Source organism: Dyadobacter sp. 22481 (assembly GCF_052044875.1).
GTDB classification, from domain to species: Bacteria; Bacteroidota; Bacteroidia; order Cytophagales; family Spirosomataceae; genus Dyadobacter; species Dyadobacter endophyticus.
In genome coordinates this window covers 851,682-871,187 of record NZ_JBQENV010000001.1, presented here as the reverse complement: position 1 = coordinate 871,187, position 19,506 = coordinate 851,682, and the positions used below count along the sequence as shown (strand labels likewise).

General features: G+C 51.6%; 17 protein-coding genes. 5 read left to right on the top strand and 12 right to left on the bottom strand.

Features of this window, described 5'->3' with window-relative positions; all coding sequences use genetic code 11:
- Positions 1 to 170: 170 nt before the first annotated feature.
- The 4 genes from ACTJJJ_RS03165 to ACTJJJ_RS03150 all read right to left on the bottom strand — a co-directional run bounded on the left by ACTJJJ_RS03165 (position 171) and on the right by ACTJJJ_RS03150 (position 4,912).
- Positions 171 to 1,154, bottom strand: coding sequence for a FecR family protein (locus ACTJJJ_RS03165; protein ID WP_188930741.1), 984 nt, complete (start codon positions 1,152 to 1,154; stop codon positions 171 to 173).
- A 103-nt stretch (positions 1,155 to 1,257) separates the two neighbouring features.
- On the bottom strand, positions 1,258 to 1,839 hold the full coding sequence (locus ACTJJJ_RS03160) for an RNA polymerase sigma factor (RefSeq protein WP_188930743.1): 582 nt from the start codon (positions 1,837 to 1,839) through the stop codon (positions 1,258 to 1,260).
- Positions 1,840 to 2,002: 163 nt separating this feature from the next.
- Positions 2,003 to 4,258 carry an FG-GAP-like repeat-containing protein gene (locus ACTJJJ_RS03155; RefSeq protein WP_440701423.1) on the bottom strand — a complete coding sequence of 752 codons (2,256 nt, stop codon included), beginning with the start codon at positions 4,256 to 4,258 and terminating at the stop codon, positions 2,003 to 2,005.
- 102 nt (positions 4,259 to 4,360) lie between these two features.
- A complete protein-coding gene (locus ACTJJJ_RS03150) occupies positions 4,361 to 4,912 on the bottom strand; it encodes a hypothetical protein (protein ID WP_188930746.1) in 552 nt (183 codons plus the stop codon).
- 168 nt (positions 4,913 to 5,080) lie between these two features.
- On the opposite strand from ACTJJJ_RS03150, the gene ACTJJJ_RS03145 reads away from it, so the two are divergent.
- Complete coding sequence (locus tag ACTJJJ_RS03145; RefSeq protein WP_188930748.1) at positions 5,081 to 5,602, top strand: DinB family protein; 522 nt, start codon at positions 5,081 to 5,083, stop codon at positions 5,600 to 5,602.
- 188 nt (positions 5,603 to 5,790) lie between these two features.
- Positions 5,791 to 6,243: a hypothetical protein gene (locus tag ACTJJJ_RS03140; protein ID WP_188930750.1), complete on the top strand. Its 453-nt coding sequence runs from the start codon at positions 5,791 to 5,793 to the stop codon at positions 6,241 to 6,243.
- Between the two features lie 136 nt (positions 6,244 to 6,379).
- Here ACTJJJ_RS03140 and ACTJJJ_RS03135 read toward each other — a convergent pair whose 3' ends face one another.
- The 4 genes from ACTJJJ_RS03135 to ACTJJJ_RS03120 form a co-directional block, all read right to left on the bottom strand.
- Complete coding sequence (locus ACTJJJ_RS03135; RefSeq protein ID WP_188930752.1) at positions 6,380 to 7,255, bottom strand: helix-turn-helix domain-containing protein; 876 nt, start codon at positions 7,253 to 7,255, stop codon at positions 6,380 to 6,382.
- Between the two features lie 126 nt (positions 7,256 to 7,381).
- Positions 7,382 to 8,617, bottom strand: a complete 1,236-nt coding sequence (locus ACTJJJ_RS03130; protein ID WP_188930755.1) for a DUF4374 domain-containing protein — start codon at positions 8,615 to 8,617, stop codon at positions 7,382 to 7,384.
- 36 nt (positions 8,618 to 8,653) lie between these two features.
- The gene (locus ACTJJJ_RS03125; protein WP_188930757.1) at positions 8,654 to 11,029 is read right to left on the bottom strand and encodes a TonB-dependent receptor; all 2,376 of its coding nucleotides are present in this window, start codon (positions 11,027 to 11,029) and stop codon (positions 8,654 to 8,656) included.
- A 138-nt stretch (positions 11,030 to 11,167) separates the two neighbouring features.
- The gene (locus ACTJJJ_RS03120; RefSeq protein WP_188930759.1) at positions 11,168 to 12,694 is read right to left on the bottom strand and encodes an aminotransferase-like domain-containing protein; all 1,527 of its coding nucleotides are present in this window, start codon (positions 12,692 to 12,694) and stop codon (positions 11,168 to 11,170) included.
- Positions 12,695 to 12,797: 103 nt separating this feature from the next.
- Between ACTJJJ_RS03120 and ACTJJJ_RS03115 the strand changes: the two genes are divergently transcribed.
- Positions 12,798 to 13,244 carry a cupin domain-containing protein gene (locus tag ACTJJJ_RS03115; RefSeq protein WP_188930760.1) on the top strand — a complete coding sequence of 149 codons (447 nt, stop codon included), beginning with the start codon at positions 12,798 to 12,800 and terminating at the stop codon, positions 13,242 to 13,244.
- Positions 13,245 to 13,284: 40 nt separating this feature from the next.
- Positions 13,285 to 13,881 carry a hypothetical protein gene (locus ACTJJJ_RS03110; RefSeq protein ID WP_229221681.1) on the top strand — a complete coding sequence of 199 codons (597 nt, stop codon included), beginning with the start codon at positions 13,285 to 13,287 and terminating at the stop codon, positions 13,879 to 13,881.
- Positions 13,882 to 13,967: 86 nt separating this feature from the next.
- Here the strand turns inward: ACTJJJ_RS03110 and ACTJJJ_RS03105 are convergent, their stop codons facing one another.
- Together ACTJJJ_RS03105 and ACTJJJ_RS03100 are read right to left on the bottom strand one after the other, a co-directional pair.
- Positions 13,968 to 14,822 (bottom strand): sugar phosphate isomerase/epimerase family protein, encoded by an 855-nt coding sequence (locus ACTJJJ_RS03105; RefSeq protein ID WP_188930764.1) that lies wholly within the window; start codon positions 14,820 to 14,822, stop codon positions 13,968 to 13,970.
- Between the two features lie 139 nt (positions 14,823 to 14,961).
- Positions 14,962 to 15,747 (bottom strand): sialate O-acetylesterase, encoded by a 786-nt coding sequence (locus ACTJJJ_RS03100; RefSeq protein ID WP_229221683.1) that lies wholly within the window; start codon positions 15,745 to 15,747, stop codon positions 14,962 to 14,964.
- A gap of 94 nt (positions 15,748 to 15,841) precedes the next feature.
- On the opposite strand from ACTJJJ_RS03100, the gene ACTJJJ_RS03095 reads away from it, so the two are divergent.
- A complete protein-coding gene (locus ACTJJJ_RS03095) occupies positions 15,842 to 16,291 on the top strand; it encodes a hypothetical protein (protein WP_188930766.1) in 450 nt (149 codons plus the stop codon).
- A gap of 86 nt (positions 16,292 to 16,377) precedes the next feature.
- Here ACTJJJ_RS03095 and ACTJJJ_RS03090 read toward each other — a convergent pair whose 3' ends face one another.
- Positions 16,378 to 17,220 carry a sugar phosphate isomerase/epimerase family protein gene (locus ACTJJJ_RS03090; protein ID WP_188930768.1) on the bottom strand — a complete coding sequence of 281 codons (843 nt, stop codon included), beginning with the start codon at positions 17,218 to 17,220 and terminating at the stop codon, positions 16,378 to 16,380.
- A 45-nt stretch (positions 17,221 to 17,265) separates the two neighbouring features.
- Positions 17,266 to 19,503 carry a xanthine dehydrogenase family protein molybdopterin-binding subunit gene (locus ACTJJJ_RS03085; protein ID WP_188930769.1) on the bottom strand — a complete coding sequence of 746 codons (2,238 nt, stop codon included), beginning with the start codon at positions 19,501 to 19,503 and terminating at the stop codon, positions 17,266 to 17,268.
- Positions 19,504 to 19,506: the final 3 nt, after the last annotated feature.

The window sequence follows — 19,506 nt, the reverse complement described above, 5'->3', positions numbered from 1 at the left end:
TGCTGGATGATGGGTAGCTATGTTTTCATGATGGGTTGATTTTAAATTAATTGATTCAATTCTAGAGAATATGTCCTACCGAAAACCCTGCAAATATTATGGTGCGCTGCACCTTAACATCTCTCGTGCAAAACCCCGTGAGATTGTGCACGCAACACACCGAAATACAATTACTTGCACCCCTGACCTTTCAGCGTAATACTTTCGCCGTCGATACGATAGGTGCTTCCAAGCAGCGTATCGATCATTTCGAGAATTTCGGGCAGGCGCTGGTCGGTAAAATCTACTTTCAATCGGCAGTCGGCCAGACCATCATCCGCAAAGCCGATTTTTACGTGAAAGGTTTGCATTAAGCGCTGGGCGACTTCGTTCATCGGGGTGTCGTTGAATACCAGGGACGCCGATTGCCATAACTCCTTGTCCGAAGCCTTTTCCTGCACGGCCAGCACTTCCAGGCGTTTGTTTTCGGGTTCAAAAACCACTTCCTGTTCCGGTTTCAATACCACCTTCTCTTTCTTTTTAACATCGCTTACTTCCACGCGGCCCGTCGCAACGGATACCTTGAATGTTCCTTCGCCCGGAATGGCCCGCACGTTGAAGCTTGTGCCCAGTACTTTCGTCTCCAAATCGCCCGTATGGATCACGAAAGGCCGCGAAGCATCGGGTTTTACATCGAAAAAACCTTCACCGGAAAATGTCACATGTCGGTTCACAAATGGATGCGCACGTGAAACCTGAGCGCCCGGATGTAGCCAGATAACCGTGCTGTCGGGCAGCATATGCGGTACGATCTTCGGCTTTTTATTGGTGAATGTCACCCAATCGCCATCTGGCCTGGCAATTTGTGCGACATCCGCTGGTCTTTGGTACAAAAAATAAAGCAAACCGAGGCCAATCAGGAGCACGGCGGCAATGCGGCCAATGTAGCTCCACAGGCTGACTACCGGCCTCGCTTGCTCGTCGCTTTTGCGCAACTCCGAGAGGTACGATTTGATGCGGCGATACAACCGGTCTTCGTCGGCATCGGCAAATGGCTCATCGGCTGCGAGGTCCAAATGCTGGTACCATTCATTCACCAGACGACGCTCTTCGTCCGTGCATTCGTTGGCTAGATACTTTCTAAGGGTTTCAGGAGATAACGGGGGCTTTCTCATTAGGTGTAATTTTTACACTTATTAATCATCTAACAGTACAGTCCCGGAAAAGCAGGTACAACCCTTACTCCAATAGTAATTTTTTTTCAAAAAATTGGATGCGTCAAATGAGAGGCAGCAATAGGAGCGCCAGCGCGATATAATCTTTCATCTCCACGCGCAGGATTTTCAGCGCTTTGCTGATGTGCGCCTCTACCGTTTTCTCCGAAATTTCCAGCTGCGCAGCTATTTCTTTGAGGCTGTACCCCTTGCGGCTGAGCGTGAAAACCTCCCGGCATTTTTCGGGCAATTTGAGCAGCGACTGCTCGTAGAATTCATTGAGGGTATTGAAATCCAGATTCTCGGCTGTGACATTGTCGGGCAGAAAGTCGTCATTTTCAAGCGTAAAAACCTGTTGGCGCTGCTCCTGATGGTAGTAGTTGATAATGCAATGGCGAAGCGTGCCATTGAGGTAAGCCTGGATATTTTTTTGAATGTCGAACCGGTGACGACCCAACCAGAACTTCACGAAAGTTTCCTGCACCAGGTCCTCGGCGATGGCCTTGACGCCCGTTTTTCGGATGGCCGTATGCACGAGCAGGCGCACATGCCTGCGGTACAACTCCCTGAACGCCAACTCCTCGTCCTGCTCGCATATCAGCGTCATCAGGGCCTGTTCGGAATAGCTGCTGTATGGATGGTTCACGGGCGGCAAACGTAAAGCGTTAAAAAAATGTATGGCTACTACCTGGTAAAGCGGATGGGGTTTACAATTTAATGATATAAAACATAATAATTGTCCACCTGACAAAACAAACCCCGCGGAACAGACCAGGCAGCCTCGTTCCGCGGAGTTTTGAAAAAAATGATCAGATCGACGCTTTCGCTACCGGCAAGCAAACCGGTGCTTCGTGCTTTTCCGAATGTTTGAAAGTCAGTTTTTTGATTAATACCTTCTCCGGTGCGGCAGCTCCTTCTCGGATTTTAATGAACTGATTCGCTGCGATATTTTGCAGCTTCTGCACCTTTCCGCTGCCGTTCCAGCGGATTTCGACCTCATCGATCGTCCGAGCCTGCCCCAGCCCGATCTCCCGCTTGAATGGTTGAGAACCGAAACTACCTCCGGAAGACACGACACGGTAGACGCTCCGCTTTTGACCATTTTCAGTGAAGGTCAGCTTAATCCGGGAACCGACGGCCGCCTTGTTGGCCGCTACCCCTTCCAGGTTGACGGAAATCCAGTTATTGGCGCTTTGGCCCGGGTTCATGAAAAATGAGTTCTGGTATGCATCGCCAATGTATGCGCCACCCATTTCGATGTAAATGTCCTGGTCGCCATCATTGTCCATGTCCGCAAATGCTACCGAGTGCCCCTTTTGCAGGCTGCCGACTTTCGCGGAGGTAGTCACATCCGCAAAACCTTTTCCCCCGATATTTTTAAACATTTTATTAGGAATCAGCGACTTGTAGCTCGGATTACCCGTTCCAATGAAAATATCGAGGTAACCATCATTATCAATATCCCCGAAATTACCGCCCATTGCGAAGCCGGTTTTATCGAGTCCCATTGCTTTGGTGACGTTCGTGAATGTACCGTCGTGGTTGTTATGGTAAAGTACCGGCTGGCCGTGGAATTTCGGCGAGTTACCCAGCCGCTCGGCAGCCGCGTAGTAGCTCAATGCATAATCCATCGTGTAATCACCACAGAGAATGTCCTGCCAGCCGTCGTTGTCATAATCCCAAAACCAGGTCGCGAAGCTGCGGTTCTGATCCTGGTCGAGCGTGGCAGCCTGAGTAACATCTTCAAAACTGATCCCGCCGTTGGCGGCCCCTTTGTTCCGAAGCAGAAAACGGCGACCGCTGAGTGTGGAAATAAAGAGGTCGTTCCAGCCGTCGTTGTCGTAATCGCCCGAGGTTACGCCCTTTACAAATGCAGCCACATCCGTTTTCGTCTGCTTGGCCACTTCCGTGAATGTGCCGTTTTTGTTGTTCAGATACAGTTCGCACGGGTGGTAATTGGCGCCGATGGTAGTTTCGTTGCCAATAAACACGTCGAGCCAGCCGTCGTTGTTGAAATCGTTCCAGGTAGCCGTCTGCGTCGGGTGGTGGGAAAGCAGTCCAGCGTCGATCGTGACGTCGGTGAATGTGCCGTCGCCATTGTTCCGAAGCAACGAATTCGGCTGGTCGCCATACGGACTGCCCAGCCACGCGCCGCGCAAAACGAAAATGTCCTTAAAGCCATCGTTGTTATAGTCGGTCTGCGTCATGTGCAATCCCCCGGTGAACTTGCTCAGCCGCGAATGCTCCGACTTATCCGTGAAGGTCCCATCGCCATTGTTTTTGAAATAATGCATCGGCTCGCTAAGGTCCCAGCCCGACATCGCCATATCCAGGAAACCATCGTTATCAAAATCCTCGGTAATCACCCCACCAGCCATGTTTTTGACATCCAGTTTCAAATCCGGCGCGATGTCCTCGAATGGCTTTACAGCTACGGGGTCGTCGGCATCCATCGAGGGGATCAGCATCGTTTTGGGCACGCGTGCCGGGTATTGACCCAAGGTCATATACGCAATGTTAAGCAGCCACAATGCTTCGTAGTCATCCGGTTTTTCGGAGAGCATTCTTTTATAAATATCAACTGTCCCTTTCGACCCTTTGGTATTGCTGTGCACACCCCCATTCCTGATCGGGAGGATGCACGCATCCACAGAATGGTTATTGATACAGTTGATCTGCTCACCAAAGCGCAGATATGCCACAGCCATGTCGTCGGTTACCTTCCGCATGACGCCGGGCAAAGCCATGAACGGGCCCGGATTCCGTTCCAGCTGTCTGAGGATAGCGATCGCATCGTCGGGCCTGCCCAGTTGCAGCAGTATATTGGCCTTAAAGTGCTTTACCCTGAATTGCTGCGCCACTTCACCTGGCGGTATGGCTTTGAGGAGCGAATCGAGGTAAAGCAGCTGGGCGTCCGGACTGAAATTGTTCTGGTAGTTAAATGCCCTTTGCTTCGACTCCTGCAACAAGCTCAGCATCTTGTCCTCCGAGGTTGGCTTCGTGCACAGGCTTATTGCCAGCGCGCCTGTCAGCAGGACGGTAAAAAGTATAATTTTTTGCCTCATATTCTATGTGTTAGCCTTATTTTTGATAAAACAACGCATACACGCACCCCGCTTACCGACACGGCGAACGGCGGTAAAGGGTTTCTCATGTATGGTGGTATTTCAAAAAAATGGCCTCGGCGGCGGTGACGCGACGCGCAGGCATAGGGAAGGGAAGTTCAGGACGATTCCTTTGAAGCTGGTCGCTGTCGGGATCCAGTCAATCACAAAAAACCAATGCTTCCTGTTGAACGTGAGATAATCCTTTAAGAAGTTTTTGAGCAAATGCGGCGTTTTGCCTTTGCCGTCGGTGACGCCGCCTTTCACGTGCTTGTCTACATGCGAAACGAGGTCGAGGTAACGGTCTTTGGCCGAAAGATCCAGCTTGCATTTCACATACAGGGTGTCGTTCAGCAGCTGTTGTTCTACAATCTGATAAAAATCATCCCCACGCCGCAAACGCCCTTCGGCTTGTTCGGCAACCTGCCAGTCAGTCTGGTAGGGGACCATGATGGGGATTTTCAGGATCAGGAAATCCCCTGGCGCGACAGATCCCGACGAAACTTCGCCACGCTGTCCATCCGCAAAATACTCCCCTATCCAATACACGAGCGGAAAGCCCATGATATTGTAGAGCAGCAAAGCGCACATGAGAATGGAAAAGGCCTTTTTCACCAGTCAGTTTTTATCAAATGTAGGCGTTTTTGTAAAAAAATTCGTCATAAATATTCTATCAATATTTCCATTAATTGCGTGTCTCATAATTTTCCATTGGTGACTTGCAAACACTTACCGGAAATACGATACATTGGGATTCCACTTCCTTTTCAGCCAGCCAAAAACATGAACACCATTGAACTGCTCATCCACCAGAATGCGAACTCCTACGAGTGGACCAACAAGCTCATCGAAAACATACCATTCGAGAAATGGGAGATCATTCCCGACACCATCGAATCCAGCATCAACTGGCAAGTCGGGCACTTGATCGTCAGCCACTACTTTCACACCATCATGGTCATCCGCGGGCATCAAATGGATATCCTGCGCCAATTGCCCATCAAGGATTACAGCGATTACTTCACCATCGCCGGGGCAGCACAGTCCGTCGGCATGTTCACGCCCGAAAAGCTGCTCACCGACTTGAAAATCATGCAGCAGAAATCACTGGAAATCCTTTCGACCGTCACATTGGAAGAGCTTGAAAACCCGTTGGAACCCATTTCTATTCCGCATCCCGTCGCCACCAACAAGTTTGAAGCTATTGATTGGAATGTGAAGCACACCATGTACCACTGCGGACAGATCGGGATTTTACGAAGGGTGGTGAGCGGGCGATTCGATTTTGGGTTGCGGGTGGGGTGAAATTGCAATGTATAACCGGCTTACATAGACTTTTTAGTGGTAGCAAATCGCAAAAAGAAAAATAAGATATTGCAGCCGCAAGCCTAACCGCAATATCAGATGGATGGTTTGTCCAAAAGCAAAAACCCAACGCTCAACTTGCAAGAAAAAATATTGTTTGACGACAAAGTTGTAAGGTGGCGGATAATATGGGTTACAAAAAAATAAAGCCGCATGCGATGACTGAGCAAGAGCTCCGGCAGCTTTGGAAAGAGGAGTATTGCGATCCATCCAGACCTATTTACACACTTGATAATATTCATGTTAAGTTCTTCGAGGACATGTTCGATCATGCCTTTTATGAAAGCGACAGCCGAAAAGCAAGAGACAAATCAATACTGTCGTTTAACAGACTTGAAAAAATGCTTTGGATTAAAGACACTCTGATCGACCCTGACGCAATTTTGAAACAAGGATGGGATAGAGAAAGAAAAAAATATGACGGCGCCCGGCGGGTTGCGTTTATTAAGGATAGTTACGTTGTTGTGATCCGGTTTACGGGATATCTGAAGGCGAAATTTATTACCGCTTATGAAATCCAGTCCCAGCGGACCATTCAAATTATTCAAAATAGCCCGGACTGGACCAACTCTGATTTTTGATTCACGCCACAGCCGCAAAAACAAAAAAACGCTGATTACGGGTTCAGCGTTTGAGACCTTTGTAGGTTCCTTGCTACTGCAAAGAATATTCGAATATATAAAATAATACTGGAAAAGCAAGTGGCTTTGTCACTCCTCACATCAACGCCACATTCCGCCTACGAAATTCCTCGGGCGTAAACCCTGTCTGTTTCCCGAAAAACCTCGTAAAATAGGCAGGTTCCGAAAAGCCCAGTTCGTAGCTGATCTCTTTGATAGGCTTGCGCAGGTACCCGATTTCGCGTTTGGCTTCGAGGATGAGACGCTCGTTGATCATCTGGCTGACAGTCTTCCCGAATGAGGCGCGGGTAAGTTCGTTGAGGCGTTTGGCGCTCAATGAGAGCTGGTTGGCGTAGAAATCAGCCTTGCGCTGCTTGCGGTAGTTGGTTTCGATGGATTCCAGCAGCATTTGCAGCCGCGGATCACCCGCAGAGAGGCCGTCGCCCTCCTTTTGCAGTTCAATGCAATGCAGAAACCAGCTCCGGAGATAGGATTCCAGGATCGCCGGACGTTGGGCATCTTCATATTCAATGCGGATGAGGTCCAGCAGGGCGTTCAGAACGGGCAGGCGGCAATCGGGTATAGTGACGGAGAAATTGGTGGAGTATTTAAATAATTTGAAGATGTCGTTGCCGATGAGGCGCTCGAAAAAGTCTTTGGAAATAGCGATCAGAAAACCGCATTTGTCGCGCCGGTCCATACTGTGGACCTGGTCGGGCAGCAGCAGGAAAACCTGATTGCGCTCGATAGTGAACCGATTGAAATCGATGTAATGCGCCTGTCCGGGCCCCACGTCGGTGAACCACAACATTTCATAAAAATCGTGACGGTGAATGCCGTTAAAAAAATGTTCGTCGCCTTCCTCGATGGTAGCCATCGCAAAAAAGGCATCCCCCATGTCGTGCAGGGGAAATTCCGTGCGCTGCTGTTGGTGATGCTGCTCCTCTATCGACTTGCTACCTGTGTAATCCATATCCCTTTCCCACTTTTTTGCCCGCTTTGCGACCTCAAATATCGGCAGCCGCCGCACATCCTCCAAAACACAAACCCCGCCGGCCAATCAGCTGCGGCGGGGTTTGTAGTACTCCTAAAACCCAAACTATTTGACCTTGACAATGGCGGTAATGGCCCCGCCTTCGACTTTGAGGCCCTGCCTGGCGGCCGCAGTGGCAATATCCACTGTGTACACCCAGCTTCCCGCATCGGTATTGATGCCTACAAAGACGCTCTTTTTGTCATCGCTGACCGTATTATTATTGTAAGAAGCCGACGAAGAAGCGATTGCGTCCGGTGCACCGGTTACCCATGCAAATCTCTGATTGTAAGCATCCGCGATGGCCAGTTTCTTGCTTCCCGATGCCTTGCCCAGATCTCCATACATATAGAGCAGGAACTTGCCGCCCCCCAGATAGGTCTGATTGGCGATTTTGTAGCCACCCGATTTTTCCTGCACATTAAAGAAGTAACTCTTGTCGAAATCCGTCGTTCCTTTCTTGATACGTACAAACGCCGAAGGCTTGGTGGTAGTAGCTACGCCACTGTTGGTGGCCGATGCCGGAGAAAAACCATACACATCTCCGTTTTCATCCACGGACAAGCCATTGTTGAAATACGAACCGATGAAGCTCGTACGGTTGTCTTTGATCACCTTATCGAGCGTCATCGCCGGGTAATTGAACACGGCGATCCAGCTGCTGTCGGGATATGCGGTGCCGAACACGTCGGGAGCAGCGCCTTTGATGCTCATGTAAGGCGCAAAAACCTTGTCGCCTACCTGCGTGGCCCATGTGAAGTGCGCACGCTCGCCATTGCCCGCGAGTTTCACGATGTTCACCTGGGCTTCGCCTACGATTTTCGACTGGTCGGCATTAATGCGGAACCATGAAGCGCTTTCGTTACCGCTTCTCGGAACTTTGATAGTGAGAATATCGTCGCCCGCAGGTGCAAAAACCTGGACAGTTTCACTCTGAAAATCGGAGGTTTTCACCAACCCGCCTTTTTCATCCAATGCATATGTGGTGACAGCACCTGGGTTTCCCTGGCCGTATAGCAAGCTGAAAAACTTGCCCTTATGCGTTAGGTAGTAGCGGTAAGAACCATCCTGCTCGATACCCTGCCCTACCGTGCTGATCGTTCCCTGCGAAAGATCGCCCGTGGTCAGAAGATAATCGGCAACGCCCTGGGAGCCGATTGGTGCCGAAGCTACCACGTAACGTGACTGGCTACCGGTACTCGGTTCCGGCGTCGGGTTGGTCGTATCGTCGTCACTGCTGCACGCGCCCAAAGCGACGCCCACTCCCACTGCGAAAAACCATTTCAAATATGACTTTTTCATTTTCTTACTTTGATTGGATTATTGAATTATTAAAGATTATTTACTGATGAAATAGCGAAATTTGACGTAAAAACCCCTACTAGGCTTCTGCAAGCTGAAATTATCGAACAGCTTTGCGTCGAGCAGGTTTTTGCATTCCAACGAGACATTGTATCTGCCGTCGGCTAGGGCGTACACCAGATTCACATCGTGGCTCAGCTGCTGCGGAATGTCCAGCTTGTCGCTGCCGAGGCTCGGCCAGTAGAGGTAATAGGCGTGTACATAAAGCAGGTTGTAGCCAAGGGTAAGCGTGTTGCCTTTCTTGCCAAGGTCTTTGAAGAAAACGGCAGCATCGGCATTGCCGAACAGGAACGGCATGTTAGGGATACGGTCGCGATAGAGCGGGCTTTCAGTGGTGTAACCTTCCTCGAAGCGCGTATTGTTGCGCAGGTTCTGGTAAGTAAGGTTGACGCCCGCCGTGAGCAGCTGCCGGAACGAGTAGCGCACTTCGCCATCGATGCCGAAGTTGGTCACGTCGGCCAGGTTATCCATTACCTGTTTGGTCTGGTTGGCGTTCAAGCGCGGCCGGATAAAGCCCTGGGCGTCGCGGTAGAGCACATTGGCGTCCACGCTGAACCGGTGCATGCGGTTGATCGCACCATTGTAGCTGAAACCGAGGTTGTAATTGTAGCTCGTTTCCGGATCGAGTTCGATGTTGCCTTCCAGGTTCAGCAGGTCGCCGAAGAGCTCGTCGGTTTCGGGCAGACGGTAACTCTTTTCAAATGAACCTTTTAACTGGAAATTCCTGAAAAGAAAATAGGTGGAAGCGATACCATATCCCAGTTTTTCAAAACCATTCTTTTGAACTAAAAACGCTTCATCGCCCCAGTTGCCCGTGGGGTTGTAAGAGACTGAAAACTTGTTGTTTTGCGAGAAATGTTTGAGAAATAGAGAGGTATTCCAACGCTCGCTGTAATCGAATTTGTAGCCTAATCCCAGCACATTCTTCTTGTTGACGCGCGGCTGCTCATACTTCGCCGATTCAGGGAAAAGCTCGTCCTGGCCTTTGCGGTTAAATGTGTTGAATACATTATTGATCGTAATCGAATGCCGCGGATCGATCTGATAGGTCACATTCGCCGTTGCCAGCCCGTTGTTGTTCCGGAATTTGTACAGCGACCGCTCCCGTTCGCTACCTTTCCCTTCGTATTGTTTGAATTGCTGGAACCAGTTGTAGCGGCGGTATACCGTATCCACATTCTGCTCCTGGCCGAGGTTGTAATTGGCCGAGATATTTACATTCAAACCCTTCACAAACAAATCTTTCTTCTGGTATTTCAAACTCGGCATTACAATGTTGCCCTTGCGGTGCCATTGCCCGAAGACACTCACCATCCGTGCGCCCGTCTGGATTTCGGCCTTGTTCTTCCCTAATGTGATCCCCAGCAAAAGTTTGTCGGCGAACTTCTTGCCCACTACACCCACATTTGCGATCACGGTTTCATTATGGTAAGTATCGTGAAACCTGCGGAGGCGCTGGTTACGGAAATACTCGCCGGTGTTCACGTCCGCGACATCGACGGTGATCCAATAATTGTTGTCCGAATAATTCTGAAATGCATTCAATTGGGCCGTAAAACCATTTTTACCCGTGTAACCCGCATTGATCGTCGTGCGGTGGGTGTTGAATGAGCCGTAGGAATAGGAAGCGTCCAGGTAGCTGTTCTGCCGCGTGTTCGTCACGATATTCACCGCGCCCCCCAATGCATCGGAGCCGAGCCAAATCGGCACCACGCCTTTATACACCTCCACGCGCTCGGCAAGGTTAATCGGAATGTTATTAAGCTGAAATGAAGAACCGAAGTTATCCATAGGCACGCCGTCGAGGAAAAACTTGACCTGCCGGCCCGTGAAGCCGTTCAGCGAGAAATTCATGTTGGAGCCCACGCCCCCGCTCTCCCGTACACGCACCCCCGACACGCGGTCGAGCGCATGGGAAAGGTCGAGTGTGGAATTTTGGAGCTTTTTGGCATCAATAGCCGTCACATTATAAGCCTGGCGGTTAATTTCCTTCGTCTCCGTCCGGCCTATCACCGAAACCGATTCCAGTTCGCGGGTTTCCGAAACCAGTCTGGCATTGTGTTTGAAATGTTCACCGGCTTTAAGGGTAATGTCTTTGGTCTGAGTCTGGTAACCCATAAACGAAACCAGCAGCTTATAGGAACCAGGGCGGACGTGTTCGAGCGTATACGTTCCGTTGGCGCTGGTGAATGTGCCGTGCGAAGTCCCTTTCAGGCTCACCGAAGCGCCGGGAAGCGTCTCACCATCCTCCGACCTGACCTGTCCTGTGAGGATAACATCGGCCTGCTGGGCAAAGGCGACCAACGACAAGGCACAAAGAAGCCCTGTATGCAGAATTGTATTAATTTGCATTGCTTTAAATGTTTCAGCGTTTATAGGTAATGCGCTCCGGCGCAGCAAACTGCGAGGGAATAAGTCCCTTGGCTTTTATTAATAAGTAGACTTATTCTAAATAATGTCGCAAAAGTAGCCGTCTGGCGACAGTTACGCTTATACAATTTGCCGGTTTAGCTGGACAATCTGAACATTAGCCGAAATCGTGTGCAATGTTGCGTCGATTAAAAGCGTAGTGGCCTCCCTGAGTTCTTCCAAACCAAGCGACGCAAACCCGATGCACATTGCGTTCAAGTCCGCACCCGGCGGGTTATGCCGTTTTCCATCCCTGATAAAAAGACCCCGCCGCTGTGCTTCCAGGGCAACACCCGCAGTATCGACCCCGTTGAACCGCACCCAAAGGCACATACCGCCCGTTGGTACCGTAAACGAGACAATGCCCGGCAGGCGCTCGGCGAGCATGGCGCACAGCAGATCCCGGCGTTCTTTGTATAAATTTCTGATCTTGTTCAGATGCCGTTCGACGGCCCCATTGCGCAGCAGTTCCGCCGCCGCCTCTTCCAGGAGGTTATCGCCCTGCAAGTCGACCACATACCGGTGCTGGCCCAGCAAGGCAATGAGTTTGGCCGGAGCGACGATGAAACCGAGCCGAATGGCAGGAGCAAGAATTTTCGTCAACGTGCCGACATATATAACGCTCCCGTTCGCGTCGCGGCTGGCCATCGGCAATGTGGGATGGCTCTCATAGTGAATGTCAAAATCAAAATCATCCTCAATGATTGCGATCCGGTAGGTTTTGGCGAGTTCGAGCAGCCGGAGCCTTCGCGGGGCCGACAAGGTAACCGTGGTAGGATGATGGTGGTGCGGGATGACATAAATGAGCCTCACGGGCGTGCTCCGGCAAATTGCTTCCACGGCGTCGACGTCGATCCCCTCCCCGTCCACCGGCACGCGGCATACGTTAACGCCCAGCCGGATGAACATTTGGGTCACTACAAAAAAACCGGGATCACCCACGATCACCGAATCGCCCGGTTTCAGCAGCAGCGATGCCGCCAGGTACATGCCCATCTGTGCGCCTTTGGAAATAAATACGTGCTCGATGCCGATATTCAGCCCTCTCGTCTGCCGGAGCATGCGAACAACCTCACCCCGCAGACGTGGCGAGCCCTCCTTAGCTGTGTAGGAAAGGTAATCCCGGGCAAATTTCCGCTTGCCTATCACGCGGTACTCCCGCAGGAGCTCGTTCAGAGGGGTTAGTCTTACGTCCGGGAAACCCTCATTGAACACATATTTAAATGCTCCCGACGGATATTTGACCTGCAACTCCTCCCGCATTTCATAGTCAATATCGTAACCGGTTGAAACGGGATAGCCTGCTTCGCGTACCTGCCCCGGCTGCGCCAGCGGGGCAGGTACGGTTCCCGGCATCCGAGGCGAAACAAAACACCCCTTCCTCGGCTTAACCAGGATCCACCCCTGAGCTTCCAGCTCTTCATATGCCGCTACGACAGTATTCCGGTGAAGTTTCAGCGAGCGGGCCAGCTCCCGGCTTGGCTGGATTTGCACACCCGGGCACAAGACACCTTCCCGGATCAGCGTGCTGATTTGTTCAACGATTTGAATGTATAACGGCAAATCTCCCTGCCTGCAAACCCTGATCAGGCTACCGAGCTCAATCATTTCCAATGGTTTAATTCTGGACTAGCAACTATATGGTCATTGGACTATCCGGCATGTGTAAGGCGCATTTATATTTGCCTGATCACCAAAACCCTGAAGAACAATGCGAACTATTATTTTCCTACTGCTGGCTTTCGCCTCCATCCCATCCATTGCGCAACACGAGCATACCAAAGCCGGTGTTACGGCCGATCCGTTCCAATTTCAAGCCGTGCGCAGCGAATGGCTCACCGACGCCGACCTGAAAGGCTACAAACTCGAATCGTCGGTTATGACGATCGCCCCGGGCGCAACGGATACCGTAAGCCACCGCCACGACTGCGATCTATTCGGCTATGTCCTCGAAGGCGAGGTGCAAATTGGCCTGGACCATGCGGCTCCGGTTGCGTACAAAACCGGCCAGATGTTTTTCGAGAAAAGAAACGTCCTTCATTCGCTCGCAGCCAACCCGCTTCGCGACCGCCCCACGCGTGTGCTGCTGCTGTTTCTGATCAAGGACGGCCGCAACGCATACACGCCCGAATATCCAGCCCCAACAACCAAGAAATAATCCAAACCGGCACAAAGAGCAAGGCAATATACCAATGAAGTTGAAACAATTACACAGAATTTCCGGGGTCGCCATCGCGGCGTTTCTCGTTTTACACCTTTCCAACCACCTTTTTGCCCTCGGCGGACCGGCGCTGCACATTACGGTCATGAAATATTTCCGGATGGTGTACCGGTTTCCGCCGGTGGAGGTATTATTACTGCTGTGCGTTACAATCCAGATTATTAGCGGCCTGCGGCTGGTTTTCACAAAAGGGTTCAGAAGGCAGCCACTGTATGTGATAGCACAGGCGGTCAGCGGAGTTTACCTTTCGTTATTCCTGATCAACCATGTCACAGCGGTACTGCTGGCACGGTACGACTGGCATATCGAAACAGATTTTTATTTCGCATCGGGAGTAGCAGTCCATTATCCTGAAAAGCTGTTTTTTATCCCCTACTATACGCTTTCAGTGCTTTGCGCCTTCACGCATATAGCGTGCGCGCATTACGCACGCAGGGTGGAGCTCGCGCGGGTTGCATCGGGGCCGGATGCAAGCGCAGGCTTCAGGAGGGAGGCGTTGTTGATTTTAGGAGCCGGCGCAATAGTTACAGCCCTGATCATGGCATCCTTCACCGGACTGTTTTATCCATTATAGCCTGAATTCGAGGGCACAAAACAACAATAGCCGCACCCGCCGGTAAAATGCGGATGCGGCTACCAAAGCAGTTATTTCAATAAGAATTAGTATTTCAAACTCTTCAAATAAGCGATCGACTGCGGTACTTGTTTTGCGTAGCTAGGGCTTTCATCCTCGATATAGTAATGCTTAAGTCCCGCTTTCCGCGCAGCTTTCAGAACGGCCGGAATGTCGATCTGACCCGTGCCTAATGCAACGTCGTTCTCGACCGGCGTGCCGCCCGACATATTGCCCGTCACCCCTTTTTTCAGATCCTTCATGTGCATGAGTTTGAAACGGTCGGGATACTTGCTGATGAGCGCAGCCGGGTCCTGTCCGGGGAAAAAGGTCCAAAGCATATCGAGTTCGAAGCTGACATATTTCGGGTCAGTGTTCTGGATAATATAATCCATGAGCGTACCGTCGCCGTGCTTTTCGAACTCGTAGCCGTGGTTATGGTAGCAGAATGTAAGGCCGAATTCTTCTTTGAGTTGCTTACCTATTTTGTTGAAATCAGCTACCGTCTGTTGAGCCGCTTCGAGCGTAAATGGTCCTTTATGCGGCACCCACGCCACACGCACGAAGCTCGCGCCCAGCGTTTTGGCATTATTGCCTACTTCCTGCGTCTTGTTTAGCGCGTCGGCATATCCTACCCCGAACGACGAACATTTGATACCACGCTCGTCCAGCAACTTGCGGAGCTCCGCGGCAGTCTTACCAAACAGGCTGGAAAACTCCATGTCCGTAATTTTCAACGCTTTGATTGTGTCCAATGTCGCGGCAGCATCTTTCGAGAGACTTGTCCGGAATGTGTATGAAACTATCCCCGGCTGATCGGGGAACAGCGGCTTTCCTTTCTGGGCAGAGGCCGAATATCCGCAAGCCAATGCCGCCAGGAGCGTTAAATGTTTGATTTTCATGAATAAATGGTGATCAGGTTTTTGAGTTTTTGCGGTTAATGTAAAAAGCGCCGGGCCAGCCTTGCGCCGATATTTAATTGACGAGGAACCTGGCCATTTACCCTAATGCGCCGGTTCTACATCCTCGTTTTTACAACCGCTATTCCTTCGCTTTCAAAAACGCCTCCGCATACCGCTTCCCCAGCTCCCGCGCCGAAGGGGCATCGAAATGCGTGTCATCGCCCTTGTGTGTCAGGCCCGACGCCGAAGCCAGGTAAACGCGTTTGGTATCTTTGGCATAATCAGCAATTACATCGTTAACGAATGCTGCCGCAGGGTTTTTGGCAACATAAAAGTCTCCCAGTGTGCCTACGACCAGCGGTACATCTTCGGTATGCGTATCCCTGCGCAGGCGTTTGAAAAAATCGGCCAGCTTGGCGGCGTAAGCATCTTTTTTCTCAGGTGAGCTGTCGGATTCGCCCTGATGCCAGATAATCCCTTTGATCGTCCCGCGCTTCTGTGCCTCTTTCACACGGGCGAGCATTTCGTCGTAGGCGTAAATGCCGGTTTGCTCATGCCGAACGCCCGGCAGCCAGTCGTCGATGCCGCTGCCGCCTACTGCGCAGGGAATGAGGCCTATCGGGCGGTCGGGATATTCTTTGAGCACTTCCTGCGCGAAGGTCAGGCCGGGACCTACCCCTACTACCGCGGGCTTGTCCTCATGAAGCGGGTCGGTAGCCATTGTCCATTCATTATGGCGGTTAATGGCCCATATTTTGGGAGAATTAGGCTTTGAAGCGGCATCCGTCGCCCCTCGCCCTGCCATATTGGACTGTCCGACAAGGAGATAGAGGTCCATTTGGTCGGGAGGGGTTTGGGCAAAGGCGGTGGAGGAGCCGACGAGCATGCCGAGCAGTATTTTCAAGGTTTTAAGCGTCAGGCTCATTACTAACAGACATTTTGAAATCGATGACATTTAACACAAAAGCAAAGCCGGGCAAATATTTATCCATTAATTTGCCTTACAAATCAAAAGGTCAATGCGCAAGAGCTTCATCCACACCAAACCCCACATTGTACTCCTCCTTTCCTGCCCTATTCTGGCCATCGTGGCCTGGCTAAGGCGCAGTTACGCAGTGGATGTGCAGCTTTACGACACCTATTACATCCTTCGGATCGACCTGATCGCCGAGTTCCTGATCACGATCATACTGATTACCAGCCTCCTGTATTGGCTTACCCGGAGCCGCACCGGCTTTCCGCAACTGACTGCCGCACACGTACTCGCAACAATCGGCATCGCCCTGTACATAATCAGCGCGACGGGCTACCCGCCCAACAATGCGGTTGATACCTGGAAACCGATGTCGCCGCAACAATATCAGGACTGGGAGGATCTAAACACGCGCTTCATGATGGCCGTTGTCACATTCGCGGCCTTTCAAATACTACTAGTCGCTAATTTGATTGTCAAGTGGGTTAAAGGTTAGTCGGTATTATCGGACGTGGCCGGATGGTCGTACGTCAAGGATGACAGAAGCAGTCAGGATAGCCAGAAGCGGTCAGCAGCCACCCACTACCGGTTCAGCCGATCAAGATACTTCAAAGCGTGATCAACGTCCGGCAGGTTTTTGTTCCAATTTCCTTCGCGTTCGATGTAAACGTAGCCGTCAAAGCGCTGGCGTTTAAGCTCGGCGATGACGGCCGGATAGTCGATCACGCCAGTCCCTACCATTACGTCATTTGCTTTGAGGTTCCCCGCGGCGTCGAGGTCTTTGATATGCAGGCATATAATCTTCCCTTGCAGGGTTTGAAGGCATTTCACAGGATCGAGGCCGCTGCGTACCCAGTGACCGATGTCGGCGCAGGCGCGGAAATGCGGGCGGCCCTGCATAGCCATTGCCACGGAATCGGGATGCCAGAAATAGCTCGAACCTTTGGCGTGTTCGTGAATAGCCACCCTGACCTTATAGTGCTCTGCCATTTTCTCGATCGCGTCCCAATGCTGCTTCTGCGGCTCGGCGGTCAGGAACTCAAGGCCCATTTTTTGGGCAAATTCAAAATTAGCTTTCCAATCGTCCTCATTTTTACCGTCGGCGTAAAGCGACTTCATTTTCAGGTCCCGCTTGTCGAGCATACCTTTCATTTTTTTGATCTCCTCGTCGGTCAGTCTGGGAATGGAGTGGCCATTGAACGCATCGCCCAATTTGTGAAAAAAGAAACCTTCGACATACGTTGCATTGATACTGTCGGCTTTATCAAGCGCATCTTCAAAAGAAAAACGGTTGAAAGAATACAATGCAACACCCGGCTTCCATTTCATGCTACCGCCGGGCCCGCCACTACGAAAACTGTATAATGCAAGGGTTGAGGCGATTACAATCGCGACAAAAGCGATGACCGGTGTGTACTTTTTCAAAATGATTTGTATTTAAAATGATTGATTCGAAACAAAACGCTACGATTAAACCAACTTATCGGGCGTGATCGGCAGTTCCCTCACCCGCTTGCCGGTAGCGTGGAAAACCGCGTTGGCAATAGCCGCGGCGACCCCCACGATGGCAATTTCGCCAAGGCCTTTGGAGCCGATCGGGTTGACGTGCACGTCCGGCTTGTCGATGTAATATACTTCAATGGGCGGAATATCGGCATGCACGGGAATATGATAACCGGCAAAATCGGTGGTAACATAGCGGCCAAAGCGGTGGTCCATTTCCGAATGCTCCATCAATGCCATTCCGATCCCTCCCACAACGCCGCCGATCGACTGGCTGCGGGCGGTTTTGTAATTGATGATCGCACCTACATCCGCGCACGTGACCACCCGCGTAACGCGCACCTCACCCGTAAGCGGGCTCACCAGCACCTCCACGAAATGGCAGCCAAATGAATACATCGAATACTGGTCACGCTCCGCGCCCGATTTCGACTCTTCCGTTACTTCGAGTTCATTTAAATGATGGTATTTCAAAATATCCGCATAACTCACCCCGTCCTTGTCGTCAACCGAACCATAGACCTGACCATTTCTGACCACCACCTGGCCCCCTGACTTAAACCGTTCTGACATTTCCCGCGCCAGCGCAACCAACCTGGTCTTCAACGCCTCACAAGCCACGTGCACCGCCGAGCCTACGCTCGGGATCGTGGCCGAACCATTCTGGCCGGGAGCATCGGGCAACGCCGAGTGCCCCAGTTCGAATCGGATCTTTTTTGCATTCACACCTAAAACTTTGGCTGCAATGCGCGTCATAGCCGTGCCGGTACCGGGGCCTATGTCCATCGTCGCGCTTTGGACGATCACAGAGCCGTCGGCCTGTATAACCGCCCTCACTTTCGAGGGGTGCCGGTGGAAACCATACAGGCTCGATGCCATACCGTACCCCATTAGCAGGCCGTTCTGGGTCACCGATCGCGGCGCCTGCATCCTGTTGTTCCAGCGAAACTTTTCCGCACCCAGCTCATAGCATTCCCGCAGCGATTTCGCCGACCAGGGCAAATTCCGCTCGGGATCGGATTCGGCGTAGTTTTTCAACCGAAATTCCAGCGGATCCATTTTTAATGCAAATGCCAGTTCGTCCATAGCCGATTCCAATGCAAACATGCCCGTGGCGTCGCCCGGCCCGCGCATCCAGGTGGGCGTGTTCACATCGAGCGGGAGCAGGCGGTAGCGCGTGGCTACATGCGGGCAGGCGTACAGCGTACGCGACGCGAGAACGGTGCGCTCCAAATGTTCTTCGTACATCGACGTCTGCCCCGTCCCTTCATGCACAATGCCAATCAGCCGGCCATCTTTGGTAGCACCGATATTGATTTTCTGGACGGTATAGGGCCGGTAACCGACAGAGGTAAACATCTGCTCCCGCCCCAGTACCAATTTCACCGGCCGCTTCAACTGCTTTGCCGCCATTACCGCCGCCATTGTATGCGGCCAGACGCGAATTCCCGACCCGAAAGCGCCGCCAATGTACTTTGATATTACCTGCACATTTTCCCGGGGCAGTTTGAATGCCTGCGCCAATTGTCCCTGCGCGGATTTAACACCCTGGTTTTTATCGTAAACTGTCAGCTTGTCGTCCGCTTCCCATACCGCAATGATCGCATGCGGTTCCAGCGGCTGATGGTGCTGGGTTGGAATGGTGTATTCGGCTTCGATCCTGACTTCGGTATTTTCTGACTTAGCTGCCTCGCCGCGCTGATAGTCCTGAAAAGGTGAATTTTTGGAGCGCTGGACATTCAATGCAACACCTGCTTTACCTATATTTTTTTCAAAATGGGTTTGATGGGTTTCCTGCTGATAAGTCACACGCACGAGCGACGCCGCGTGCACTGCCTGCTCACGCGTGCCTGCCACGACCATCGCCACAGGCTGGCCATCGAAATAGATCAGCGGATCATAAAACACCCGGAGTGCCGTGCCCACTGGTACCCGCTCAGCAGGTTGCTTTCGCTCCGGCCAGCCAGGCACAGTAATCGCATTGAGATGGCTGATGACCGCTAGCACGCCAGGAACGGCTTCCGCTTCGCGCGATTCGATGGCCGTGATACTGCCTTTGGCGATAGTACTCGTTACCAATACGGCGTGTACAAGTCCCGGTACGAGGTACTCGGCGGAGTAGGTCGCAGTGCCGGTCACTTTTACAGCCCCGTCGACGCGGTCGAGCGAGGTGTCCGATGCATTATCCAACAATTGTTTTTTCATAGC